Here is a 24628-nt window from a genome sequence, read left to right on the forward strand (position 1 = left end):
AGTGCGCCGCGCGCTACAGGTTCTTCAGGTCGTTGCCGGGCGTAGCGATGTCGGCTGTCGCGTCCGTCTCAGCAGCCTGTTTCGCCACGCGCTTGTCACGGCGCTTGTCGTTAAAGATGCAGAGCCCGATCGCCGCGAAAAACAGAATCAACAGCGGCGCAGCAAGCAGGAACATGGACAGCGCGTCCGTGCCGGGTGCGGCCAGTGCAGCAAGGACAAAAACCAGGAAGACGATAATCCGCCAGGCTTTGAGGATGGTCCTGCCCCTGACCACGCCAGCCATGTTGATGCCGACCAGGATCACGGGGACCAGGAAAGAGATCCCGAGGATGAGCAACATCTGCGTGGCAAACGTCAGGTAGTCGGTGGCCGAGATGTTGTTGGCACCGGTCGCGGGTGTGAACTGCAGCAGCGCCCTGACCACGGTGGGGAACACGAGCCAGGCGACAAACACACCAGCCAGGAACAGGGGCACAGCGGCCGTCATAAAGCCGAGCGTGTAGCCGCGTTCCTTCTTGGTCAGACCCGGCGTGATAAAAGCCCACACCTGATAGATCCAGACAGGACTGGAGATAACCAGCCCTATCTGGATGGCAATCTGGATCTTGAACGCAAAAGGATCTGCGATGGTCGCAAAGTTCAGGACCGCGGTCCGCCCCGTATCCCGGGCAATGGAAACCAGCGGGTCCGACAGGCTGGCGACAACAGGGTCGTAAAGGAACCAGCCGCCCACGCCGGCGAGCAGCACGGCGATTGCCGATTTGATCAGCCGGTTCTTGAGCTCCTTGAGGTGGTCCCAAAGAGCCATCCGCCCCTCGGGGTTGGACTTACGGCCCCGCGTCACTGCCACTTCGGGTTAAGCGCGGGTCGACGGCGGAACGTCAGTGCCGTCGGTCGGCTCACCGGGCTTCGCCGGCGGATGGTTGATGATTTTGCCTTCCACCGGGCCGGAAGCCGTGTCGGTAGTATCGGTTTTGCCGTCGTTCTTCATTTCCTTGACCTCGGACTTGATGATCCGCATTGACTGGCCAAGGCTGCGCGCCATGGCAGGGAGTTTGGGCGCGGCGAAAAGCAGCAGCGCAACGACGATGATAATGACAATTGGCCACGGGCCATCAAAGAGTCTTCCCACGGGAAATCCTTTCCTCTTACAACATCCTACGTCTAACTGAGATTGAGATCGCGAAGTGACTGGGGCTGGCCCCGGTCGCGCCTCCGCTGGATCCGCCTCTGGCGGCGGTCCTCCCGGCGGGATGACTTGGACGCGTCGTAATCATGACGCATCTGGGCCGGTGAGGCAAAAACAGCCGCACCCGGCTGAACCGATTCTGCCGGCCTTAAGCCGTCATCCGCCGTGGTCGCTGCCGGTGCCAGATGCGACACTTTGGTTCCGGCGGCCCCCAGGTCTTTCATGACCAACATGAACTGGCGGTAGAGCCGGATGCCCAGAAGGACATAAAAGAGCAGGGAGAGCGCAATAAGCGCAATCCAGATCAGGATCCAGGACCACCAAGGCATGCTGACGAGTCTAGCTGCCGTACCGGGCCAGGGCCGCCTCGATCCACTCCAGCGCCGCCGCCCCAAGCTCGGAAGGTTCAAGAATCCTGGCGGCCCCACCATGCTGGGCCACGAACATGGGCAGCCAGGCCGTGCTGCCGAACCGTATCTCGGCAACAAGGCCGCCGCCGGGAAGAGGTGCCACACGTTCGGCGTAATAGTCGTCCGCCAGGCCGGCGCCCTGCCTGGTGAGCTGAACGAGGACCGTGGTGTCGTCGTCATTCGGGGTGAACAGCTTGGCCGGGAAGCTATCCCCGGCCCGGACCTGCGTGGATGCGGAGCGTCCGTTCGGGTGGACCGCCTGGACCCTGTCCAGCCTGAAGTTCCGCAGCCCCTGGGCCGCATGGCAGTAAGCCTCGAAGTACCAGGTGTTATCCAGGGAATACAGGCGGAGCGGATCCACGTCACGTTCTGAAACCTGGTCGCGCTGGGCGGATAAGTACACGAGCCGCAGCTGCGACCGTTCCTGGATGGCCCCACGGACAACGTCAAGGAGGGCCGAATCAGCGGGCCCAACCTCCGGACCGGCAAGCGAACCTGCCCGGAGCCCTTCTTCGCCGGCCGCTGCCATCAGCTTCAGGGTAACGGACTCCAGTGCGCTGCCCTCGGCAAGTTCGGGAAGCCCGTTGAGCGTCTCAAGCCCGGTCAGCAGCGCACAGGCCTCGTCCACAGTAAACCGGACGGGTTTCTTGAGATCCAGGTCCTGGGTGATGTAAACATGGCCCTCTTCCCAGTGGATGTCCAGGAGGTCGTCCGGGTATCCCTCTGGAAGTCCGGAGCAGATGAGGATCCGCAGGTCGCTTTCCAGCTCCCCGGGCGTTACATCAAAGCGCGCCGCGACATCCTTGATGTGGAGGCCCTGGTTGTGGACCAGGAACGGAACCAGCTGCAGCATGCGTTTGAGCTGGTCCTCAGAGGTTCGTTTTCGGGTGGCGCGGCCCCGCGGTGCATCGGTAAACAGATAGGCAGGGCTGGGAGCGGCACAGAAGGCGGCCGCGTTGCGCAGCCGGTGCCGCACAGCAGCCACGAGCTTGTTGGGAGCATGTGCCACAGCGTCGGGGCCGTAGGAGGCAAGCTCCTCGGCCAGTACCTCAACGTCCCTGTAGTTGACCTCCAGACGTTCGTAGCCGGCGTCGGGCGTTCCCGCACCCCCGGCGGGAACCGTCATGGTGCGCCGGCGCAGGCCAAGGAGGCGGCCCTCCCGGACATCTACGACGGCGCTCCGGAGCGGGAGTTCCGGAAGCCGGTCCAGTTCTGCACGGACATTGAAGTTCGGCGGCGCCGAGTAAGATTCCTTCTCCAACACCGTGACGGGGCCCGTGAACCGGGAAAGCCTGAAGTGGCGCGGTGCCTGGCGTGAGCGGTCGTAGCCGGTCAGATACCACTGGCCAAAGCGGCTGCCGAGGCCCCACGGCTCCACCATCCGTTGCTCTTCCTTACCGGTGGAACCTGCCAGGTAGGGGAAGCTGACGGGGTGCTGGGCGTGCATGGCCGCCACCACGTCATCAAAAGCCTGGCCCGCCGGCCGGATCCGCGGCTGGACGCCAACGGGAAGTTCAACGTCGGACAGGGTGCTGGAGGCCTGGAGCTTGCGGAGAGCGTTGGCGGCGGCGGTTCCCAGGGCGGCACGCTCCCACAGCTGGGACGCCAGCAGCAGGACGGTCCACTCCCCCGGGCTGAGCTGCACATCGGGCAGCCGGTTCGATTCCTTGCCGATGCGGTAGCGGGTGGTGGCCGGGTCATCTTCGCTCCAGCCGTGGTCCGTCACGGTTTCCACATCGAAGCCGAACTGACGGAGGTCATTCTTGTCCCGCTCAAACATCCTGCCGAAGGCCACGTCGTTGCCGGACGTGTCATGGTAGACCTTCACCCGCAACTCTGCACGGCGCAGGCCGTATTTTGTGTTCAGGAGGGCGATCAGGAGATTCAGCAGGCGTTCAGTACGGGAGACGGACACGCTGGCTACGTTACTAAACTCCTCCGTGGAAAGCAGAAAGCGCGGCAACAACAGGAAAACAGAACCCTGATTGTTACCGCGCCCTCCGGCCCTGCAATGTTTCGGTCAGCGGACGCCCACGAGGTCCACCACGAAGATCAGCGCTTCGTTGGGGCCGATGGCTCCGCCGGCGCCGCGGGAGCCGTATGCCAGTTCGGAAGGAATCTCCAGGCGACGGCGGCCGCCCACCTTCATGCCCAGCAGGCCCTGGTCCCAGCCCTGGATGACCTGGCCCACGCCGACGCGGAAGTCCAGCGGGGCGCCGCGGCCCCAGGAAGCGTCAAATTCTTCGCCGGTGGACCAGGCCACGCCGACGTAGTGGGTCGAAACGGTGTCGCCCTTTTTGGCCTCGGCACCGTCACCGTCGATGAGGTCGGTAATGACCAGTTCGGTGGGGACATCGCCTTGCGGGAAGTCAATTTCCGGCTTCTGGCGGTCGAAATCGCGCTGACCAAATGACATGGTTGCTCCTTTGATTAATGGGGTGGGTGATGTGTTGCTGTTTACTTGACGCCGAGGATGTCCACGACGAAGACAAGGTCGCCCTTGGCTTCGCCCTGGCCGGCATCACCGTAGGCGAGGTCCTTGGGGACCACCAGGAGGACCCGGGAGCCCACCGTCTTTCCGGCCAGTCCCTGGGTCCAGCCCGGAATCACGCCGGTCAACGGGAAGCTGGCCGGTTCGCCGCGGTCAAAGCTTGAATCAAATTTAGTGCCGCCAACGAGGTTGACGCCAACGTAGTTGACGGTCAGGGTGTCTGTTTCCTTAACCGCAGCGCCGGTGCCCTTGATCAGGTCCTGGGACACGAGTGCAGCAGGCGCAGCGATGCCGTCAACGGAGATCTCCGGGACGCCCTGGTCGTTGTCCTTTACGGTCGGCAGGCCGGCCGGCGGGGTGACAGTCTCGCCTTCGGGCTTTGCGAGCGGAGGAACAGACGGCGCGACATCCTTGGTGGAGAGCACTTTGATCAGGAGAAGCTGCGTTGGCTGGGCGGCGCCGCCTTCTGCGGATACGGCCTGGCCGGGAATGGCCAAGGCAAGGCTCGAGCCGACCTTGGAGCCAACAAACGCGCTGTAGATGACAGGGCTTCCGGTCTTCAGTTCCTCGTTCAGCTCCAGCGGTTCGGGCTCTCCGGGGAAAGTGTCCTCCAGCGTGGATCCATCAGCACCGCTGAGCGCGAGGATGGAGATGTTTGCGACCTGGTTCTCTTTGACCCGGTCGCCCTCGCCTTCTGTGACCACCTTGATGGTGGGTTCGGTGACCTCGAGGGGCTTGGAGAACTCGACACCGGGAGCCTTCTTGTCCCCGTTGTCCGTCAGTTTCAGGGAGTCGAACTTGGCAGTGTCACCGGCAGACTGGCTGGTGGGTTCCGGTGCTGCGGGTGAACCGCCACAAGCGGTAAGCAGCAACAGGCCGGGGATCAGAATTGCTAGGAGTCGGCGCACGTAAGAGAACTTTCGTCGGGGCAGGGTGGACGCGGTGCCGGGATCAGGCGCTCGGCACCGCTTCAAGGCCAAGGAACGGCCCTATCAAGGATAGCCCGTGAACCTGAACGTCAGCCCATAGAGCCCAGAAGGGCATCCACCCGCTCATCGACGCTCCGGAAGGGATCCTTGCACAGAATGGTCTGGTGCGCGCGGTCGTTCAGTTTCAGGTGCACCCAGTCAACCGTGTAGTCCCTGCCCAGTTCCTGGGCGCGCCTGACGAAATCGCCCCGCAGCTTGGCCCGGGTGGATTGCGGCGGAACGTCCACGGCGTCTTTGATCAAAGTATCGTCCACGACCCGGCGAACAGCACCCCTGGACTGCAGGATGTAGTACAGGCCGCGGCTTCGGGAAATGTCATGGTAAGTAAGATCCAGCTGGGCGATCCTGGGTGCGTCGAGCCCCAGGCCGTGCCGCTGCCGGTAGTTGTCCATCAGTTTTTTCTTGATGGCCCAGTCGATTTCCGTGTCAATGGTGCTGGTGTCACCACTTTCGATCGCGTTCAAGGTCCGTTGCCAAAGATCGAGGATGAACGGAACGTGCGGATTGTGGGCCCCGTGTTCCTGGACAAAGGCGGTGACCTTGGTGAGGTACTCCTGCTGGATCTCCAGTGCTGTGAGCTGGCGGCCGTTGGCCAGGCGGACCAGTGCCCTTCCACTGAGGTCGTGGGAAATCTCGCGGATGCTGCGGATGGGGTTTTCCATCCTCATATCGCGCATGATCACCCCCGCCTCGATCATGCGCAGGATGAGGTCCACGGTTCCGACCTTGAGCAAGGCTGTGGTTTCGGACATGTTGGAGTCGCCCACAATGACATGGAGCCGGCGGAAGAACTCGGCGTCAGCGTGGGGTTCGTCCCGGGTGTTGATGATGGGCCGTGAGCGGGTGGTGGCCGAGGATACGCCTTCCCAGATGTGGTCTGCCCGTTGGGAAAACGCATACGTGGCTCCGTGCGGAGTCTTCAGGATCTTTCCTGCCCCGGCGATCAGCTGGCGGGTCACCAGGAAGGGGATGAGGATCTCCGCTAGCCGGGAGAATTCGCCTCGACGCGGGATCAGGTAATTTTCATGGCTGCCATAGGAGTTGCCAGCCGAATCGGTGTTGTTCTTGAACAGGTAGACCGTTCCGTTGAAACCTTCCGCGGCCAGCCTTGCCTGTGCCTCGTCAACGAGGTCGTCCAGGATCAGCTCGCCAGCGCGGTCGTGCGCGATGAGCTGTGCCAGGTCGTCGCATTCGGCCGTGGCGTACTCAGGGTGTGAGCCGACGTCGAGGTACAGCCGGGAACCGTTGGTCAGGAACACGTTGGATGACCGTCCCCAGCTGACCACCTTGCGGAACAGGTAGCGGGCCACCTCTTCCGGGGCCAACGGCCTCGAATCGGGGCTTGAATACGAGATTCCGAACTCGGTCTCGATACCGAAGATCCTCTTGTCCATCTCAGTCCTCCTCAGCAAGCAGCGCCGTGATATCAGCATCGTTGAGCCGCCGGAAGGCCCTGCGGAAACCCCGGGAGGTCTCCGACTGCCTGTCCAGGACGGCAACTTCCACGGCCTTGGCAGGAAGGGTTCCTGCCGCTTCGCCCTGCTCAGCAGCCTGGTCAGCGCTGCTGGACAGGCCGCCGGTAGCAAGGCGGACAGCACCGGCGAACCTCAGGGATGGTTGCCAGCCCTCGGCGATGACCGCAGAGACACGCTCCGCCTGGCCGCCCATGACGATGAAGCCGTGCTCGTCTGCGATGGACCCGTCGAATGTGAGCCGGTAGAGGTGGTCAAGTTCCGGTGTGGGGCCAACTTCGGCGACCGCCAGTTCCACTTCAAAGGGTTTCTGTTCGGCGGTGAAAACCGCGCCGAGGCTTTGCGCATAGACGCTGGCGAGCCCCCGCGCTGTGACGTCCTCGCGGTCGTAGGAGTAACCACGGACATCCGCGTAGCGCACCCCGGCCTGGCGGAGGCTTTCGAATTCGTTGTACTTGCCGACGGCGGCAAAGGCGATTTTGTCGTAAATCTCGCCGATTTTGTGAAGTGAGGGCGAAGGATTTTCGGCGACCAGGGCGATGCCGTCCTGGCAGCTGATGACCACCACGGACCTGCCGCGGGCGATGCCCTTCCGTGCGAAGTCCGCACGGTCCTTCATCAGTTGTTCAGGCGAGACATAAAACTGCTGCGTCATCTCAGGCCTCCCGCCGCTCGGCGGACCGGGCTTCGATAATCCTGCCCGCCACTGCGGCGAGCTCGGATTCGGGGATACGCCGTGCGCCATCCCTGTTCACGGTGTACACCACCGGCCACAATTGGCGGACCGGATCCGGACCGCCAGTGGCGGAGTCGTCGTCGGCCGCGTCGTAAAGGGATTCGACCGCCACGAAGACTGCCTCGGCTTCGGCCAGGTTGGGCCGCCAGAGTTTCTTCAGCGCACCGCGCGCAAACACGGAGCCGGAGCCGACAGTGTGATGCTCGCGTTCCTCGTACCGGCCGCCGGTTACGTCGTAGGAGAAGAGCCGGCCCACGCCGGCAGTTGTGTCGAAGCCGGCGAACAGCGGCACCACGGCGAGTCCCTGCAGGGCCATCGGCAGGTTCCCTCGGATCATGGCACCGAGCCGGTTGGCTTTGCCGTCGAGGCTTAGCAGTGTCCCCTCGATCTTTTCGTAGTGCTCCAGCTCCACCTGGAAGAGCCTCGTGAGGTCAATGGCGATGCCGGCTGTACCGGCGATCCCCAGTACCGAATACCTGTCGGCGGGGAAAACTTTTTCGATGTGCCGGCTGGCTATGACGTTGCCCATGGTGGCCCGCCGGTCACCGGCCATCAGGACGCCACCGCCATAACTCATCGCCACGATCGTGGTGGCATGGGGCACCTGCAAAGGAGCTGCCCCCGCTGCAACAGGCATGGCCCGGTTGTACGGAAGCAGGTTCGGCCGGTCGCGCTGCAGATGCTCGGTGAATGAGGATGTCGCGTTGCCGGCTACCTGGTTGGCGGTTGTTTCCTGCACTGATGCACTCCTTGTACGTAGTCCCTCAACGTCGGTACAGATTCGGGCCGGACGCGGCTTCCGCCACACATCCGGTTCCGGGTTACTGGCCGCCCTTTTGGACGAAGGCGCGTACGAATTCCTCGGCGTTGGACTCCAGCACGCCGTCGATCTCATCAAGGAGGTCGTCGACGCCCTGCGTGGCAGCCGATGCCTGGGCTTCCGGGGCCGCCGGAGGTGCTTCGGGGATCTCGTCCTCGACCTGGCTGTCGTGTGATTGTGGCTTCTGCTGCTCCTGGCCTGCCATGGTGATCTCTCCTCCAAAAATCCTCGGATCCGGGTGGATCTGCTGATACGCCCATATTGCCACGCTGTCCGCCCGACGGCGCGGTTTACGCCGCAGGCGGAGCGGTGTTTTGCCCTAAAAGTTCGGCGAGGAACGGACCTGCCGTCCGGTGGCGCGCAAACAGCCCACCCGTGAGGGCCCTCGTACCGCGCAGGGGTTCCCGGGTTGGCACGCGCTGGAGCCGGCCGTAGCCCGGCACATCGAAGATGACCGAGTCCCAGCTGGCCCCCACCACGTCCTTGCCGAAGCTACTGATGCACCGTCCGCGGAAGAAAGCACGCGTGTCCGACGGCGGTTCGGTCATCGCTGCGGCAATGGCACCGTCGTCGACGACCCGCTGCATGCGGTTCCTGGCCAGGAACCGGTAGTACAGTCCCTTCTCCGGCCTGATGTCTGCCCACTGGAGGTCCACAAGGCCAAGCCTCGCGTCGCCCCAGGCAAGGTTGTCGCGGTTCCGGTAGCCGTCCAGGAGGGACAGTTTGGCCAGCCATTCCACGGATGTGGCCGCCGCGTTCCTGTCGGAACCGAGCTGGGTCAGTGTGGAAGCCCAGCGTTCCAGCACGTCATGCGTATGGCCGTCCCCGTCCACGGCATCGGAAACTCCGGTGTCCTGAGCCAGTTTCGCCGCCGCCTCGTGGTACATCCACTGCATGTCCAGGGCCGTCACGCGGCGCCCGTCCAGCAGCCTGAGTTTGGCTGTCAGCGACGTATCGTGGCTGATAGCCTGCAGGGCGGCGACGGGTTCGTGGACCTCCACCTTGGGCGCCAAGCCGGCCTCGATCAGGCTCAGGACCATGGCCGTGGTGCCGAACTTGAGGTAGTTCGAGGATTGGCTAAGGTTGGCGTCGCCGATGATCACATGCAGGCGCCGGTATTTGTCGGCGGTGGCGTGCGGTTCATCCCGGGTATTGATGATGGGACGCCGGATGGTGGTTTCCAGGCCGACTTCGGCCTCGAAGAAATCCGCCCGCTGGCTGATCTGGTAACCGGGCGTGGAACTGTCCTGCCCCAGGCCCACCCGCCCCGCGCCGCACATGATCTGTCGTGTGACGAAGAACGGTGTCAGCCCCCGCACGATGTCCCCGAAGGGCACCGAGCGCGGCATGAGGTAGTTCTCGTGGGAGCCGTAGGAGACGGACTTGTTGTCCGTGTTGTTTTTGTACAGGTTGACCGGGGGCAGCTCCGGATCCGCGGCCAGGCGACGGACGGTAGCCAGCGCTACGAGGTCCCCGGCCGCATCCCAGATCACCGCATCGCGCGGGTTGGTCACCTCGGCACTGGAATACTCCGGATGGGCATGATCCACGTAGAGGCGGGCTCCGTTGCCAAGGACCATGTTCATTAGGAGACTGCCGGACTCGTCGTCGCCGTCCAGTTCCAATTCCTCACGGCCGTAGGCAAGCGCCACCGCTTCCGCATCGAGGACCGGGGGCTGGTCGGTCAGCTGGCTGGGGTGGGCCGAGGCCCGTTCCAAGGTCCAACCGCGGGCGTCGTGGAGGGGCTCCTCGTCCGTGTAATCCCATCGGGTCTCTGCCCCTCCGGCCGCCCTTTGCCGCGTCACCTGCGCATAAGCCTGGACAACACGGGCGGACATCATAGTGGCGTTCGCTCCCGGCGCCGACGGGGCGTGGATGCCGTATTCCGTTTCAGCCCCCATGACGCGCATGGCCCCGCCGGCCGGGAGCCCTCCCCCGCCGGTGCGTTCCGCGGAAGCCGTCACAGGTACTGTCCCGTGTTTGGCATCGTTTCGATGGACTTGCCGGGTTCCTGGCCGGCCTTACCCTGCACGATGGTGCGGATGTAGGTGATCCGCTCGCCCTTCTTGCCTGAGATCCTCGCCCAGTCGTCCGGGTTCGTGGTGTTGGGCATGTCCTCGTGTTCGCGGAACTCGTCCACCACGGCACGCAGCAGGTGCTCGATCCGAAGACCCTTCTGGTGCAAGGTCAGAAGATCCTTGATAGCGTACTTCTTGGCCCGGTCCACGACGTTCTGGACGACGGCACCTGAATTGAAGTCCTTGAAGTAGAGCATTTCGGTATCGCCGTTGGCGTAGGTGACTTCCAGGTACTCGTTGGATTTCTCCGTGGAGTACATGGCTTCAACCGTGCGCTGGACCATGGCGTCCACCGTTGCCTGCACGTCGCCACTGTGTTCGGCGAGGTCGGACTCGTGGAACGGCAGGTCCGTGGTGATGTACTTGTTGAAGATGTCCGCCGCGGCCTCTGCATCGGGGCGCTGGATCTTCACTTTCACGTCCAGCCGGCCGGGACGGAGGATGGCGGGGTCGATCATGTCCTCGCGGTTGGATGCACCGATCACTATGACGTTGTCCAGCCGCTCCACGCCGTCGATCTCACTCAACAGCTGCGGGACGATGGTGGTCTCGACGTCAGAGGAGATCCCGGTTCCGCGCGTACGGAACAGCGAATCCATTTCATCAAAGAAAACCACAACTGGGCTGCCGTCAGAGGCCTTTTCACGGGCCCGCGCGAAGATCAGCCGGATGTGACGCTCCGTCTCGCCCACGTACTTGTCCAGAAGCTCCGGACCCTTGATGTTGAGGAAATAGCTCTTCAGGTCCACATTGCCGGACCGCTCCGCCGCACGGGCGGCAAGCGAGTTTGCTACAGCCTTCGCGATCAGGGTCTTGCCGCACCCTGGCGGGCCGTACAACAGAATGCCCTTCGGGGCTTTCAACCCATGCTCCCGGTAAAGGTCAGGGTGCAGGAACGGCAGTTCCACGGCATCCCGGATCTGCTCGATCTGCGGACCAAGGCCACCGATGTCTTCGTAGGTGATATCGGGGACTTCTTCGAGGACCAGGTTTTCCACTTCGGAGCGGGGGACTTTTTCGAGTGCGTAGCCAGTACGGGAGTCGATGGACAGTGCGTCCCCCACTCTGAGCTTTTCGGTGAGCAGGGCTCCGGAGAGCCTGATGACGCGTTCCTCGTCGGCCCGCCCCACCACCAGCGCGCGGTCCGTTCCGAGCATTTCCTTCAGTGTGGCGAGTTCACCGGCGCGTTCGTAGCCGAGGCCGGCAACAATAAGCAGTGCCTCGTTGAGCAGGACTTCCTGGCCCACCGCCAGCTGGTTGATGTTGACCAGGGGGCTGATGCCCACCCGCATTTTCCGGCCGGCGTTGAAAATATCCACCGATTCCTCGGTGGCAGCCTGGCCGCTGCTGCCCGGTGACGGCAGCCGTCTGGGATTGAGATGGAGCACTGTACCGAAGCTGTACGGGGGCTGGCCCTCCTGGTCCAGGGCATTTTTCAGCCGCAGAATCTCGGCTTTGGCCGCTTCGAGCATGCTGACCAGCTTGGCGTTGTTCTGCGTGGCGGCCGCCAGCTGCCGATCAATGTGCCTGAGTTTGTCGCGGAGGACATTGGCCTGCCGTTCCGCAGCCGACAGTTCGTTGGCGGCCGACTGCTCCGCCGGTGTACGTCCGGAGTCCTGATTCGGCGTCTCCATGGTGCATCAGCCCCTTCCTGCTCGTCTTCTTTAGACCTTAGCCCCAAGTTGGCGGGTACTGCTGGAGACTCCCGAAATGTGGACTAGTTCGTGATCTCCGGTTCGTCCTTGACGTTGGTGCCGGCAATGGCATCCCTCGCGGCGCGGCGTAGCTTCTTGTCGGAGACCAGGCGTTCGCCGACGGCACCGGGTGTCCAGGCGTTGACGTCTTCTTCGTTGAACCCGGTCTTCGAGGGGCGGCGCTTGACGGAGATGCCGGTGACGCCGTCGGCAAGCCTGCGTGTGACCAGCAGGAAGCCGGTGTGAGCCACCATGCGGTGGTCCGGACGGACGGCCAGGCCCTCAAGGTGCCAGCCGCGAACCATGGACTCCCAGGCGTCGGGTTCGGTGAAGCGGCCGTCAGCCCTGATGGCCTCGGCGGTCCGGGACAGCTGGGTGACCGTGGCCACGTAGTTGATCCAGACGCCGCCGGGTGCGAGGACAGTGGCAACGGCGTCGAGGCATTCCCAGGGTGCCAGCATGTCCAGCACTACCCGGTCCACGGAGCCGGGCGCCTCAGTGCGGACTACTTCCTCCTGGAAGTCACCGAGGGAAATCTTCCAGGCCGGATGCGGGCCGCCGAAGATCGTTTCCACGTTCCCGCGGGCAATGTCCGCAAATTCCTCGCGGCGTTCGAACGAGTGCAGGTAGCCGTTGTCGCCAACGGCACGGAGCAGCGAAATGGACAGCGCGCCCGAGCCAACGCCGGCTTCAACAACCCTGGCGCCCGGGAATACATCGGCCATGGTGACGATCTGGCCGGCGTCCTTCGGGTAAACCACCGCGGCGCCACGCGGCATGGACAGGACAAAATCCGAGAGGAGCGGGCGCAGGGTCTGGTACTGCTGGCCCACGTTGTTCACGACAACTGAGCCATCAGCTTTTCCGATGATCTCGTCGTGGTTCAGGAAGCCCCGGTGCGTGTGGAAGGCGCCGCCGCTTTCAAGGGTGATGGTGTTCATGCGGCCGCGCTCGTCAGTCAGCTGGACCCGTTCCCCTTCACGGAAAGGTCCGCGGCGGCGGGCAGCTCCCACCGGCTGGACGCCATTGGCGGCAACACCGGTGGTGGTTGGTGCTGCGGCTTCGGCGACAGATTCGCTGCTCATGGATTTTCCTCGCTCCTGTAAAACTGTGGGGCCGCGCATCGATACAGTTCCGCCCGGGTGCGGCGCAGGCCTCCGGGCGGCCACTCGGCGGCAATGCACGGCCGGCACGTAACTCTACCGGCTTTGACCCTGCGGATGCCTATTCGACCGGTCAGCCTTGCCGGTGATGGCTGCCACCACCACGTTCTGCGCCAGAAGGCCGGTGACCGTCCCATGATGGTCCACCACTGCGTATTCGTGTCCGTCGAGCTGGGAAAGGTATTGGATAAGTTCCTGCCCCTGCGATGATTCAGGCACGTAGGCGCCCGCGGCGAGGGCATAGGACACTGCGGTGGCAGGCGTGGAGCCAGCCGCGTCGTCAGGAACAGCGGCGAGGGCGCCGGTGTCCACAACACCCTGCGGGCGTCCATCCGGGCCGCAGACCACAACGGCCCGAAACCTGTCCTGTGAGAGCCTACGGATGTCCTCGACGGTTGCGGTAGTTGCAATCCCGACGGCGGGCGCGGCCAGGGCAGCGGCGCTGACCAGGTGCATCCTTCCGCGCAGCGTGCCCTGCTGGATGGACGCGCTGGCACCCATCCACAGGAAGCCGCCGACGAGGACGGTGATCATCAGGAGGCTGAAATCGGGTGACTCACCGGCCAACAGAGGCCGGGCCACGAACCAGAAACCCAGCGCCACCACGATGACGCGGCCGGCCCAGCCGGCGGCGACGGTGCCTTTAGCCTGGCTCCCGGTTGCTTTCCACACCGCCGATTCCACGATCCTGCCGCCGTCCAGCGGGAGTCCGGGCAGGACATTGAAGATGCCGATGACAAAGTTGGCCCACATAAAGATGTTCGTGAGGATCTCTGCCACCGTGCCCATGCTGGTGGTGGAGAGGACCACCCAGGCACCGCCGGCGAGGACCAGATTGGCTGCCGGCCCTGCCAGAGCCACGATGACCGAGCGCGCAGGTGTCGCCGTGAAGTTCTCAAACTGGGTGTGGCCGCCCCAGAGATTCAACACGATCTTCTGTGTGGGCCAGCCGTAGATCTTGGCCGTGAGGGCGTGCGCCAGTTCGTGGACCAGGACGGAGATCAGGAGCAGCAGGGCGTAAGCGAACGCCATGTAGTAGGCGGAGATGCCCAGCACCGGATTCTGCTCCAGCAGCAGGGGCCCGTAGACAATGACGGTAAAGGCGGCGATCACAAACCACGAGTAGGCAAGAATGACCGGGATTCCGGCGATCCTGCCGAGCGGTATTCCTTCGCGGCGGGCGGGGGCGGGCGTGGAACTCATGACGGGCTCCCCATCACAGGAACGGCGGACCCGGCCGCTGCGGCCAGGCTGTCCGCGGCGATGGTCTCCAGCTCGGAAACGGTGCGGCCGGCCAAGGATCCCCAAACGGTGTGCCTGGGATCCTCGGGGATCGGGACGATGTGCGGAATGGCCACAGTGGCGACGCCGGAGGCCACAGCAGCAGCCACGCCCGGCGCCGAATCCTCCAGTGCGACGCAGTGATCCACGGTCAGATCCGGGTCCGCTTCCTGAAGTAGCTCCACTGCCTTCAGGTACGCTTCCGGGTGCGGTTTGCCCTGGGTTACCGTGTCCCCAGTGACCAGGAATTCGAAGTAGGGCTTGGGCAGGCTTTCCACAATTTCGCGGGCCAACGGCTCCTCCGACATGGTCACCAGCGCACACCGCACACCGGCGCGGTGCAGGTCATCCAGCAGTTCCCTGGCCCCGGGACGCCAGGGAACCGCGCGCTGGACGCTCCTGATGACCTCTGCGGTCAGCGTGTCGATAATCTCCCGGCGCTCCAGCCGGACGCCGGCCGCCTGCAGGATTCCCGCCGAAAACGTCAGTGACTGTCCCACGAGCTGCATGGCCTGCTCATGCGACCAGGTGCCGCCGTGGGCTTCCACAAGGGCGTGCTCGGCGGCAATCCAGTAGCGCTCCGTGTCCACTATGGTGCCGTCCATATCCCAAAGAACGGCTCGGAGCGGGGAAACGGGGGGTACGGGTCGCATGATCCCAGTCTAAGGGGCGCACCTGAACGCCAGCCGGTGGATACGCCCTCGGCGAATATTGGCATTTCCGTCAGGCGTACGCGCGCCCTGGCGCACTTTCTGGCCCTTCATTCGATGCATCCCGCCGGTTCTTGGACGTAGGGTGATGGGATGAATAGCCTCGACGGAGACACCACGGAACCGGGTGCCGCACCTGAACCGGAGCAGTTCCTGCTGCCAGTGGCGGACGGGGAGCGCATTACTGTGATGCTGGCCGCATTTGAAGGCTGGAACGATGCAGGGGAAGCCGCGAGTGACTCGTTGCGCTACCTGAACCGGGTCTGGGGCGGCAAGAAGATCGCGTCCATTGACGCCGACGAATACTACGATTTTCAGTTCACCCGTCCCACGGTCCGCCGGAACGCTTCGGGGGAACGCAAGATCAAGTGGCCATCCACGCGGATCTATAAGGCCAGTGCGCCGGATTCGAATGTGGACGTCATTTTCGTGCAGGGCATCGAGCCGTCCTACAAGTGGCGGGCGTACACGGCCGAGCTGCTGGTCCACGCAGAGGCGCTGAAGGTGGACTACGTGGTCTTGGTGGGCGCCCTTCTGGCAGACGTTCCGCACAGCAGGCCGATTCCTGTCAGCACATCCTCGGACGATGCCGTGTTGCGGGAGCGCCTCAACCTTGAAGCCTCCCAGTACGAGGGTCCCGTCGGCATCGTCGGGGTGCTGTCCGAAGTGTCGCTGCTGGCCGGCCTTCCCACCGTTTCCCTCTGGGCAGCCGTCCCGCATTACGTGGCACAGGCGCCGTCACCCAAGGCGCAGCTGGCTCTCCTGCACCGGGTCGAGGAATTGATCCAGGTCCCGCTGGACACCCACGAACTGGCCGAGGAGGCCGCTGCGTGGGAACGTGGCGTCGATGAGCTGGCTACTGAGGACCCGGAGATCGCCGCCTACGTCCGGCAGCTGGAAGAGGCAAAAGATACTGCCGATCTTCCCGAGGCAAGCGGGGAATCCATCGCGCGCGAGTTTGAGCGTTACCTCAAGCGGCGTGGCCGGGACAAGCCCTAAAGCACGACGCCGAGCAGGGCGTCCAGCGCGTCACTGACCAGCGCCTGATCATGCTGGCTGCCCGCTGCCGAGGCGGAGTCCGCCGCGGCGGCCCAGCGGTCGACAGCTTCCAGGGCGGCCGGTGCGTTCAGGTCGGCGGCAAGGGCGGACCGCATGTCAGCAATCAGGCCGGACGCCGATGCTTCCGGCGCGGTGGCAAGTGCGCGGCGCCATGCGGCGAGCCGGTCCTTCGCAGCCTTAAAGCCGTCCGCGGTCCAGGACCAGTCTGAACGGTAATGGTGGGCCAGGATGGCCAACCGGATGGCGGCCGGATCTTCTCCTGCGGCCCGAAGTTTGGATACCAGGACCAGGTTGCCCTTGGACTTGCTCATCTTTTCGCCGTCCAGGCCCACCATGCCCGCGTGGGCATAGTGTTGGGCCAGCGGCACTTCGGCGAGGGAATATGCGTGACCGGCACCCATCTCGTGATGGGGGAAGATGAGGTCCGAGCCGCCGCCCTGGACAGTGAAGGGAGCCGGCAGGTAGCGCTGGGCGATGACCGTGCACTCGATGTGCCAGCCAGGCCTGCCCTGGCCCAGCTCGCCGCCGGGCCAGCTGGGCTCGCCGTCGCGGGCAACGCGCCAGAGCAGGGGGTCCAGCGCCTGCCGCTTGCCGGCCCTGCCTGGGTCGCCGCCGCGTTCGGCGAACAGTTCAAGCATTTCGGCTTCGTCGAGGTGGGAGATCGAGCCCAGAGTCCAGGTGTCGAGTGCGACCGTCTGTTTGCCGGCAGCTTCTACGTCGTAGTACACGTCGCCGTCGGGCTCCCCTGCGGTTCCGGGCACACGGTAGGCCAGCCCAAGGCGGACCAGCCGTTCGATGGCCGGAACAATGATGTCAACTGACTCAACGGCACCCACGTAGTGGTCGGGCGAGAGGACATTCAGGGCTTCCATGTCGGTCCGGAAGAGTTCAATCTGGCTCGCAGCCAGGTCCCGCCAGTCCACTCCGGTGGCAGTCGCGCGTTCCAGCAAGGGGTCGTCGACGTCGGTGACGTTCTGGACATAGGAAACCTGCTGGCCGGCGTCACGCCATGCCCTGTTCAGCAGGTCAAAGGCCACGTAGCTGGCCGCATGGCCCATGTGGGTTGCGTCATAGGGAGTGATCCCGCAGACGTACATGGATTGATCTCCCCCGGCCCGGAGTGTGACTTCACTCCCCTTTGCCGTGTCGAACAGCCGGATGGCAGGCATGGCGCCGGGCAACGCAGGGACAGGGCGGGAGGTCCAGGATTTCACAGCCTAAGCCTACGGCTAGGCACTGATGACATTGAAACCGAGCAAAAGATACAGGGCCAGTCCCAGGAAGATCCGGTACCAGACGAAGAGCCGGTAGCTGCGGGTGGAAATGAACTTGAGGAACCATCCGATGATCACGTATCCCACCACCAGGGCGATGACGGTGGCCAGCGCCGTCTCCGGCAGGCCGTACGGGCCGGTGATGCCATCCTTGGAGACCACTTTGTACAGTTGGTACAGGCCGCTGCCGAACACCGCCGGGATCGCCAGGAGGAACGAATACCGCGCGGCGGCTTCGCGTGTGTAGCCCATCAGGAGACCCGCGGTGATGGTGCCGCCGGATCGCGACACGCCCGGAATAAGCGCCAGCGCCTGGGCGAAGCCGTACAAAATGCCGTGCTTGTAGGTGAGCTGGGTGAGGTCGCGGTCCTGCTTTCCGATGGCGTCGGCCACGGCCAGGAAGAGCCCAAAGACGATCAGCATGGTGGCAACCAGCCACAGGCTCCTCAGTACCGACTCAATCTGATCCTGGAACAGCAGACCCAGCACGATGATGGGGAGGCTGCCCAAAATCACCAGCCAGCCCATGCGGGCGTCCGGGTCCTGGCGTGAGACCTTTCCGGTCAGAGATCCCGCCCACGCCCTGACGATCCGCACGATGTCACGCCAGAAATAGATAACCACCGCCGTTTCAGTACCCAGTTGGGTGATGGCGGTAAACGCGGCCCCGGGATCAGATGCGTTGGGCAGGAACTGCCCCACAATCCGCAGGTGCGCGCTCGATGAAATCGGTAGAAATTCGGTCAGTCCCTGCACAAGGCCCAGCAGGGCCGCCTCAAACCAGTTCACGCTAAGACCCTACGTCATCGGCCCCGTTGATTCCCCGTAAGCTTGCAGCTATGCAGCAGCGTTACGTCGGCAACAGTGGATTGCGAGTCTCCGCCCTTTCGCTCGGCACCATGTCCTGGTCCGGCGATACTGACGAACAGGACGCCGCGGAGATATTGCGGACATTTATCGATGGTGGCGGAAAACTCATAGATACAGCGGCGTCATACGCCGATGGCCGCGCAGAGGCGATGATCGGATCCCTTCTCGGCGACGTTGTCTCCCGCACCGAAGTCTGCATTTCCACTAAAGCGGGGATGTCGACGTCGGACGGCCGTCGCACGGTGGACGCGTCGCGCAACGCGATGCTCTCCGGCCTGGACGCCAGCTTGGCGAGGCTTGGGACTGACTACGTGGATATTTGGTTTGCCCAGGCATGGGACGGCAACGTCCCGCTGGAGGAGACCCTGTCCGCGCTTGAATTCGCGCTCCGGAGCGGACGTGCCCGCTACGCGGGAATCTCCAACTTCAACGGCTGGCAAAGCGCCAAGGCAGCGGCGGTGGCCGGGTTTCCGCTCGTAGCCGCGCAGGCTGAATATTCACTCCTGCAGCGAAAGCCGGAAGCGGAACTGATTCCCGCCGTCGAAGATGCCGGCCTGGGGCTGATGGCCTGGGCGCCGCTGGGACGCGGCGTCCTGACTGGCAAGTACCGTGGCGCCATCCCCGGCGATTCCCGGGCGGCCAGGACAGACTCAGCACCCTACGTGGAGCCGTATCTTGAGGCGCAGCCGTCCAGCGTGGTGGAAGCCGTGGCCATGGCGGCCAAGGGCCTCGGCCGGACGCCGCTGGATGTTTCGCTGAGCTGGCTGTTGTCCCAGCATGGTGTGGCCACGGCCATCATCGGGCCCCGGACTCCCCTGCAGGCAAAAGAAATCGTGGCCGCGCAACTGACCCGGCTGCCGCCCGAAATCGCCCGCGCCCTTGAGGACGTTTCCCTGCCAGGCTGAGTATCCAGCCCCGGGCTGAGACTCCGACCAATGCCGGCAGCGTAAGGACGCTTCCCGCGGCGGCGTGGAGTCCTCAGTCCTCGAGAATTTCCAGGTCCTCGTCATCGTCGATGCCGGCTACATCGTCCTCATCTTCTTCGTCATCGAAGACCTGAAGAGGTGTAACTTCGTTGTAAGCCTCGTAGAGTGCGTCTTCGTAGACTTCGAACGCATCCGCGACCGCAAAAAAAGCCGCCTCCACCGCGGGATCGCCATCGCCACGCCGGTTGGATGCTGCTATAAGGTGTTCTTCCAAGGCGGTTGTCAAGGACTGAAGCGCGACACGCGGATCGATGCTCATGACATCACGTTAGCCGGAAAAGGACGAAAATGGAGAGCAATGAAAGAACATTTTCTCACCAGCTCGGTCCAGCGGGAACGGGACATTCTGAGGCAGTACGAGTACCTTGTGCTGACGGTCAGCCCTGACGATTCACTGCCTGACGCCAGGCGCCGGCTCGTGGAGCATTCCGAGTACGGCAAGTGGGAGCTGGAACGCAGCAAGCTGTATTTGGGCGGTGGCAGGCGCTTCTGGCTCCGCCGCCGGGTGATGCAGGTTCAGCGGACCGTGTAGGAAATTAACTGGCCAGCGGGCCCGGGGCCTACCGGCCCGTTCAGGCCTCCAACGGCCCCAGCCAGGCATTCGCCACCGTGTGATGCGCCGACTCGTCGTCTGACGGGTGGAACATCCCCGCCAGCACGTCCCGGTACAGGCGTTCAAGTTCTGACCCGCGAAAGTAGCTGGACCCGCCGCTCACCCTGATGGCCAGGTCCACAACGCGGCGCGACGTTTCCGTTGCGTTGACCTTCAGCCCCACAAGTTTGGGAAACCACTGCGGCCCGTGCTCAACGAGGGCATCCACATCGCGGGTGAGGGTCAGCAGCTGAGGGTAGAGGATATCCATGGCCATGGCGCCCGCCGCGACCTTCCAGCGGATGTCCGGATCCTGCGCATAGCTTCGGCCGGCATTCTTCAACGACGTCCGGCGCTTGACAGCCTCAACACCAACGTTCAGCGCACGTTCGCCGATTCCGGTGTAAACGGCGGCCAGCAATGACTCGAAGCAGGCGAAGATGGCGAAAATCAGCGGATCGGCGTTGGGTCCCACGGGGAGTTTTCGGAAGATCCGCTCCCGCGGGACCTCGACCCCGTCCAGGACGGTGGTGTTTGACTGGCTGGCGCGCATGCCCAGCGTGTTCCAGTCGTCCAGGATGGTGTAGCCGGCAGCGCCGCGCTCGATGAATCCGTGCACCAGTTCGCCTTCGCCTGCCCTGGCCAGTGTGTCCTTGCCGAAGATTCCCAGCCGCGTCCAGGCAGGCGAGAGGCTGGTGAAGATTTTGGTACCCGTGAAGCTGTACCCGCCGCCCGGCAAGGGCGAGGCTGCCGTCTTTGAATCAAAGAGGACTGAGTCATTGCCGGCTTCGGAATTGCCGAAGGCATAGATCTCGCCGCGGGCAGTCTCCTGCAGGACGAAGTCAAGGGAATGGTCGCCCCTGGCGGCAAGGACGTGGGCGACGCCGGTCCAAACCAGATGCATGTTGATGGCCAAAGCGGTGGCCGGGGCAGCCGTAGCCAGCCGCCGCTGGCACTGCGCTGCCGCCTCTAGCCCAAGCCCCAGGCCGCCGTCGGACGCAGGTACAAAGAGCTTGAGGTATCCGGCGGCGGTTAGCTCGGCGAGGTCCTCAACGAAGAAGGTGTTGTCCCGGTCATAGCCCGCGGCACGGCCCCGGACAGCCTCCAGGAGCGGCTCCGGGAGAACTTCCTCGGGCGTCATCTGCTGTCCGGCTCAGTAGTTCGTGAGGAGCGTGTTGAGCACCCGGGCGCCGAACTTCAGCGAATCCACCGGGACCCGCTCGTCTACACCGTGGAACATCCCGGTGAAATCGAGATCGTCGGGCAGCTGAAGCGGAGCGAATCCATAGCCGGTGATACCAAGCCGGCTCAATGATTTGTTGTCCGTGCCGCCTGAGAGCGTGTAGGGAAGTACTTTTGCCCCAGGATCCTCGGTGTGGAGGGCATCAATCATGGAATCCACCAGGTTTCCGGCGAATGGCACCTCGAGTGAGACGTCGCTGTGTACGTAGCTCACGTCAACACCGGAACCGGCAAGCTCCCGCACGATCTCCAGGACGTGGTCCTGCTGGCCCGGGAGCGTCCGGCAGTCCACCAGGGCCTCAGCCGATTCCGGGATGACGTTGTGCTTGTAGCCGCCCTTGAGCAGCGTGGGGTTGGTGGTGTTCTGCAGGGTTGCACCCACAAAGCGCGCCACCGTTCCGAGCTGGTCCAGCAGGCGGTCCGGATTGTCCGGATCGAATTCCACGCCCGTGAGTTCCGTCACGCCGTCGAGGAACTGCCGTGTGGTGGGCGTCAGCTCAATGGGCCACTTGTACTCACCGATCCGGGTTACCGCGGCAGCCAGACGCGTGACGGCGTTGTCCGTATTGATCTGGGAGCCGTGGCCTGCCCGGCCGTGCGCCACCAGTCGGAGCCAGGAGATGCCCTTCTCGGCCGTCTGTAGAAGATAAGTGCGCTGCCCGCCGATAGTTGCGGAGAACCCGCCTACTTCCGAGATGGCTTCGGTGGCGCCTTCGAAGAGCTCGGGCCGCCTGTCGACAGCGTAGCGGGCGCCATACTCACCGCCGGCTTCCTCGTCGGCGAAGAAAGCAAAGATAATGTCCCGCTTGGGCTTGCGCCCGGATCTGGCCAAGTCCCGCATCACGGCAAGGATCATGGCGTCCATGTCCTTCATGTCCACGGCTCCGCGGCCCCAGATGAGTCCGTCCTTGAGTTCGGCACCAAAGGGATCCACCGACCACTGTTCACGCAGGGCGGGAACCACATCAAGGTGCCCATGCACCACCAACGCGCTGGCGGACGGATCTGCACCGGCCATCCGGGTGACAACACTTGCCCTGCCGGGCGCCGACTCGAAGATCTCGGCAGCGAGGCCCACTTCCTCGATCAGCCCGGCTGTGTACTCTGCTGCTACGCGCTCCCCCGGCCCCGAACCATCACCGTAGTTCGAGGTATCAATCCGGATGAGTTCTTGGCAGATCCGGACAACTTCATCCTCGGCACGGATGTCAGACATAGAAACTCCTAGGGCAGTGGGAAGGCTGCAAACAACCTGCGTTCTCGTGTGCCTTCAGCCTACCCATCAGCCCCGATTCCATGTTTCCGGAAAGTTCGTGTTAGAGTTTTTCTCGCTGCTTCGGAGAAAAGCGAAACGCTGAAAGGCGTGAACGTTGTCCGAATTACCACCTGCGCGGGTGGCGGAATGGCAGACGCGCTAGCTTGAGGTGCTAGTCCTCGAAAGGGGGTGGGGGTTCAAGTCCCCCTCCGCGCACAAGGGAAAACCCCTGGGATCCAAGGATTCCAGGGGTTTTTTTCTGTTTCGGTCCAGGGTCTGGGTTGGAGCCGTGCAGCCAACCCCGGCCGGCTGGCGCCCTTTGGAGTCGCCCTTCACTCCGGGCCGGTCTGCTGGTGGGTGATCCTTGCCGGGCCTTGGACGTGGCTGCTGATTTTTTCTATCCGGTGCACCAGGGTGCCCAATGTCACCCGACACCGATCCCAGCTGGTGTCCGCTGGGAAATATACGCTCCGCAGAGAAATTTTCTTGCCAGGCTATTGGGGAATACCCTCCGGATGCTGTAGGTTGCATACGCGACAGACGAACCAAAGAAAAGAGATACACCTAAGTGGCAACCGATTACGACGAACTTCGCTCCGACGTCAAGGAGTCGCAGGACAACTCACTCGAGGCACTGCAGTCCGCCAATGCACCGGACGCCCGCAGTGTCGTCCTCGAGCTCGATGAGGCCGACGGGCTGGATGGCGCCGGCGTTCCCGGGGGCGAATTCGTTGCCGAGGAATTGGTCGTGCAGGTTATTCCGCAGGCTGAGGACGAGTTCACGTGCTACTCCTGCTTCCTGGTACGGCACCGCTCCCAGATTGCGCGGCAGAAAGACGGACACAGCTATTGCACTGACTGCGAAGGCTGATTCAAGAACACAGGATACTATTCCGTGGCGGTAGAGTTCCGCCAGCAGGAAGTTGAGGCACGCCCACGTTCAGTAGGCGTGCCTTTCCCGTTGCCAGGACGGTCTGATGGCTCAGGTGAGACGGCTGCGGACGATCTCGCTGACGGCCTTGCCGTCGAAGCGCCCGGCGACTTTGGCTGTGACAGGCTTCATCACGGCGCCCAGCTGACGCATCCCGGGCTCCACGCCTTCATTGCGCAACGCATCGATGATCTCATCAATAATCGCCTCGACTTCCGCCGCCGTCAGTGGCTGGGGAAGGTAGGCCTCAATAACTTCCGCCTCGGCGATCTCAGCCGCCGCGCGCTCGGATTCGGCGGCGTCTGTGTAGATCCTCGCTGTGTCACGTCTCTTTGCAGCCTCTTTCTGTAACAACGAGGTCACCTGGGCGTCGTCCAGGGTAATTGGCGCCTTTCCCGACTTCTCCCGTGTTTCGATCTCGCCCAGGATGTTGCGCACCGTTGTCAGTGCGGTTTTGTTCCGCTCCTTCATATGCACTACAACATCGGCGCGCAGGCGTTCCTTCAAAGTGGTCACGGCATTCCTCGATTCATTGAGCGCCCCAAGCGGCAGGGCAGGAGGACGGCGGTGAACCATCCCTCTAGTACCGTAGAGTGCTATGGCTGACAATCACTACTCCCCGCCCTGCGGGGAACGACCTTGATTCCTGATCAATTGTGGCAGCGGATCATTGAAGCCTTCAGCCGTGCCGCCATCCCCCAGGTCACGGTGGCCGAACTGGCTGTGGTGTTGGTGTTGGCAACGGCACTGTCCATCCCCCGGGCCACCTGGAAGTACTTTGGACTCCTTGCCACCGCTACGCACGAACTGGGCCATGCCTTCGCCGCCGTCATGAGCGGCCAACGACTGGGCGGTATCCGGCTCCGTTTGGACCACTCAGGCACAACTACCAGTTACAGCCGTGGCCGGGCCGCGGCCGTCTGGTCGGGATTCTGGGGCTATCCAGTTCCTGCCCTGACCGGCGCCGCCCTGGTCATCTCCGGTTTCGCCGGCTGGGGTCCGGCGGCACTGGCCACAGGAACCCTGATCCTCCTGGCCTCGCTCGTGTTCATCCGAAACGTCGCGGGGCTGCTGATTACGGGCCTCGCCGTCGCAGGGGGCGGGCTGCTGGTTACCGTTGTGCCAAGCAACTTCACCGGCCACGTTGCAATCGTTCTTGGCATGGCTTTGCTGGTGGCCGCCGTTCGGGACCTGGCAAAGCTGACCAATGTGCACCTGCGACGCCGTGACAGGCTGGCCAGTTCCGATGCGTATCTGCTTTACCGGGCAACGTCCATCCCATCCGGTGTCTGGATCGCGCTGTTTGTAGCCGTAATTGCAGGGTCCTGGCTGGTCGCCTGGCAGCCTATTTCGGTAATCCTGAGCACCGGTAGCTAGGCTGGTCCG

The 24628-nt window shown here is 63.5% G+C and carries 26 protein-coding genes and 1 tRNA gene; 6 read left to right on the forward strand and 21 right to left on the reverse strand.

The window, feature by feature from the left end:
- Positions 1–13: 13 nt before the first annotated feature.
- From tatC to DAD99_RS19240, 15 genes are all read right to left on the reverse strand, one after another.
- The gene (tatC, locus tag DAD99_RS19170; RefSeq protein ID WP_193342810.1) at positions 14–808 is read right to left on the reverse strand and encodes a twin-arginine translocase subunit TatC; all 795 of its coding nucleotides are present in this window, start codon (positions 806–808) and stop codon (positions 14–16) included.
- 48 nt (positions 809–856) lie between these two features.
- Positions 857–1132, reverse strand: coding sequence for a Sec-independent protein translocase subunit TatA (tatA, locus tag DAD99_RS19175; RefSeq protein WP_193342811.1), 276 nt, complete (start codon positions 1130–1132; stop codon positions 857–859).
- Positions 1133–1164: 32 nt separating this feature from the next.
- Positions 1165–1518 (reverse strand): hypothetical protein, encoded by a 354-nt coding sequence (locus DAD99_RS19180; RefSeq protein ID WP_193342812.1) that lies wholly within the window; start codon positions 1516–1518, stop codon positions 1165–1167.
- A gap of 10 nt (positions 1519–1528) precedes the next feature.
- Positions 1529–3514, reverse strand: coding sequence for a YafY family protein (locus tag DAD99_RS19185; protein WP_193342813.1), 1986 nt, complete (start codon positions 3512–3514; stop codon positions 1529–1531).
- A gap of 105 nt (positions 3515–3619) precedes the next feature.
- Entirely contained in the window at positions 3620–4015 is a 396-nt protein-coding gene (locus DAD99_RS19190; RefSeq protein ID WP_193342814.1) for an FKBP-type peptidyl-prolyl cis-trans isomerase, read from the reverse strand.
- A gap of 41 nt (positions 4016–4056) precedes the next feature.
- Positions 4057–4998 carry an FKBP-type peptidyl-prolyl cis-trans isomerase gene (locus DAD99_RS19195; protein WP_193342815.1) on the reverse strand — a complete coding sequence of 314 codons (942 nt, stop codon included), beginning with the start codon at positions 4996–4998 and terminating at the stop codon, positions 4057–4059.
- Between the two features lie 110 nt (positions 4999–5108).
- Positions 5109–6473 (reverse strand): Pup--protein ligase, encoded by a 1365-nt coding sequence (gene pafA / locus DAD99_RS19200; RefSeq protein WP_185260554.1) that lies wholly within the window; start codon positions 6471–6473, stop codon positions 5109–5111.
- A 1-nt stretch (position 6474) separates the two neighbouring features.
- The gene (gene prcA / locus DAD99_RS19205) at positions 6475–7206 is read right to left on the reverse strand and encodes a proteasome subunit alpha (protein ID WP_193342816.1); all 732 of its coding nucleotides are present in this window, start codon (positions 7204–7206) and stop codon (positions 6475–6477) included.
- A gap of 1 nt (position 7207) precedes the next feature.
- Entirely contained in the window at positions 7208–8026 is an 819-nt protein-coding gene (gene prcB, locus DAD99_RS19210) for a proteasome subunit beta (RefSeq protein WP_193342817.1), read from the reverse strand.
- Between the two features lie 82 nt (positions 8027–8108).
- Entirely contained in the window at positions 8109–8312 is a 204-nt protein-coding gene (locus DAD99_RS19215) for a ubiquitin-like protein Pup (RefSeq protein WP_056339984.1), read from the reverse strand.
- 85 nt (positions 8313–8397) lie between these two features.
- Positions 8398–10017, reverse strand: a complete 1620-nt coding sequence (gene dop / locus DAD99_RS19220) for a depupylase/deamidase Dop (protein WP_193342861.1) — start codon at positions 10015–10017, stop codon at positions 8398–8400.
- Between the two features lie 50 nt (positions 10018–10067).
- Positions 10068–11819 (reverse strand): proteasome ATPase, encoded by a 1752-nt coding sequence (gene arc / locus DAD99_RS19225; RefSeq protein WP_193342818.1) that lies wholly within the window; start codon positions 11817–11819, stop codon positions 10068–10070.
- A gap of 83 nt (positions 11820–11902) precedes the next feature.
- Positions 11903–12964: a tRNA (adenine-N1)-methyltransferase gene (locus DAD99_RS19230; protein WP_227008268.1), complete on the reverse strand. Its 1062-nt coding sequence runs from the start codon at positions 12962–12964 to the stop codon at positions 11903–11905.
- 114 nt (positions 12965–13078) lie between these two features.
- Complete coding sequence (locus DAD99_RS19235) at positions 13079–14245, reverse strand: site-2 protease family protein (RefSeq protein WP_193342819.1); 1167 nt, start codon at positions 14243–14245, stop codon at positions 13079–13081.
- Positions 14242–14928 (reverse strand): HAD family hydrolase, encoded by a 687-nt coding sequence (locus DAD99_RS19240; protein ID WP_375372278.1) that lies wholly within the window; start codon positions 14926–14928, stop codon positions 14242–14244. The genes DAD99_RS19235 and DAD99_RS19240 overlap by 4 nt, the downstream gene beginning before the upstream one ends.
- 198 nt (positions 14929–15126) lie before the next feature.
- On the opposite strand from DAD99_RS19240, the gene DAD99_RS19245 reads away from it, so the two are divergent.
- Positions 15127–16032 (forward strand): PAC2 family protein, encoded by a 906-nt coding sequence (locus DAD99_RS19245; RefSeq protein WP_193342821.1) that lies wholly within the window; start codon positions 15127–15129, stop codon positions 16030–16032.
- Here the strand turns inward: DAD99_RS19245 and mshC are convergent.
- Complete coding sequence (mshC, locus tag DAD99_RS19250) at positions 16029–17306, reverse strand: cysteine--1-D-myo-inosityl 2-amino-2-deoxy-alpha-D-glucopyranoside ligase (RefSeq protein WP_193342822.1); 1278 nt, start codon at positions 17304–17306, stop codon at positions 16029–16031. The genes DAD99_RS19245 and mshC overlap by 4 nt on opposite strands.
- A 15-nt stretch (positions 17307–17321) precedes the next feature.
- The gene (locus DAD99_RS19255) at positions 17322–18155 is read right to left on the reverse strand and encodes an undecaprenyl-diphosphate phosphatase (RefSeq protein WP_185260546.1); all 834 of its coding nucleotides are present in this window, start codon (positions 18153–18155) and stop codon (positions 17322–17324) included.
- 50 nt (positions 18156–18205) lie between these two features.
- Here DAD99_RS19255 and DAD99_RS19260 point away from each other — a divergent pair, with 50 nt between their 5' ends.
- Positions 18206–19141 carry an aldo/keto reductase gene (locus tag DAD99_RS19260; RefSeq protein ID WP_193342823.1) on the forward strand — a complete coding sequence of 312 codons (936 nt, stop codon included), beginning with the start codon at positions 18206–18208 and terminating at the stop codon, positions 19139–19141.
- 73 nt (positions 19142–19214) lie between these two features.
- On the opposite strand, the gene DAD99_RS19265 is transcribed toward DAD99_RS19260, so the two are convergent.
- Positions 19215–19481: a hypothetical protein gene (locus DAD99_RS19265; RefSeq protein WP_185260544.1), complete on the reverse strand. Its 267-nt coding sequence runs from the start codon at positions 19479–19481 to the stop codon at positions 19215–19217.
- A 39-nt stretch (positions 19482–19520) separates the two neighbouring features.
- Between DAD99_RS19265 and DAD99_RS19270 the strand changes: the two genes are divergently transcribed.
- Positions 19521–19754: a DUF5703 family protein gene (locus DAD99_RS19270; RefSeq protein ID WP_056339951.1), complete on the forward strand. Its 234-nt coding sequence runs from the start codon at positions 19521–19523 to the stop codon at positions 19752–19754.
- 40 nt (positions 19755–19794) lie between these two features.
- Here DAD99_RS19270 and DAD99_RS19275 read toward each other — a convergent pair whose 3' ends face one another.
- Together DAD99_RS19275 and DAD99_RS19280 are read right to left on the reverse strand one after the other, a co-directional pair.
- Positions 19795–20955, reverse strand: coding sequence for an acyl-CoA dehydrogenase family protein (locus DAD99_RS19275; protein WP_193342824.1), 1161 nt, complete (start codon positions 20953–20955; stop codon positions 19795–19797).
- 12 nt (positions 20956–20967) lie between these two features.
- Entirely contained in the window at positions 20968–22272 is a 1305-nt protein-coding gene (locus DAD99_RS19280) for a M20/M25/M40 family metallo-hydrolase (protein WP_193342825.1), read from the reverse strand.
- A 172-nt stretch (positions 22273–22444) separates the two neighbouring features.
- Between DAD99_RS19280 and DAD99_RS19285 the strand changes: the two genes are divergently transcribed.
- Both DAD99_RS19285 and DAD99_RS19290 read left to right on the forward strand, forming a co-directional pair.
- Positions 22445–22527 (forward strand) — tRNA-Leu (locus DAD99_RS19285).
- A 352-nt stretch (positions 22528–22879) separates the two neighbouring features.
- Positions 22880–23182 (forward strand): DUF4193 domain-containing protein, encoded by a 303-nt coding sequence (locus tag DAD99_RS19290; protein WP_056339942.1) that lies wholly within the window; start codon positions 22880–22882, stop codon positions 23180–23182.
- Between the two features lie 111 nt (positions 23183–23293).
- Here the strand turns inward: DAD99_RS19290 and DAD99_RS19295 are convergent, their stop codons facing one another.
- Positions 23294–23758: a GatB/YqeY domain-containing protein gene (locus tag DAD99_RS19295; RefSeq protein ID WP_193342826.1), complete on the reverse strand. Its 465-nt coding sequence runs from the start codon at positions 23756–23758 to the stop codon at positions 23294–23296.
- Positions 23759–23881: 123 nt separating this feature from the next.
- On the opposite strand from DAD99_RS19295, the gene DAD99_RS19300 reads away from it, so the two are divergent.
- Complete coding sequence (locus DAD99_RS19300; protein ID WP_227008269.1) at positions 23882–24619, forward strand: M50 family metallopeptidase; 738 nt, start codon at positions 23882–23884, stop codon at positions 24617–24619.
- The last annotated feature ends 9 nt before the right edge of the window (positions 24620–24628 follow it).

The sequence above is a fragment of the Pseudarthrobacter sp. AB1 genome, assembly GCF_014926485.1.
In the GTDB taxonomy this organism is placed as follows: Bacteria; Actinomycetota; Actinomycetes; order Actinomycetales; family Micrococcaceae; genus Arthrobacter.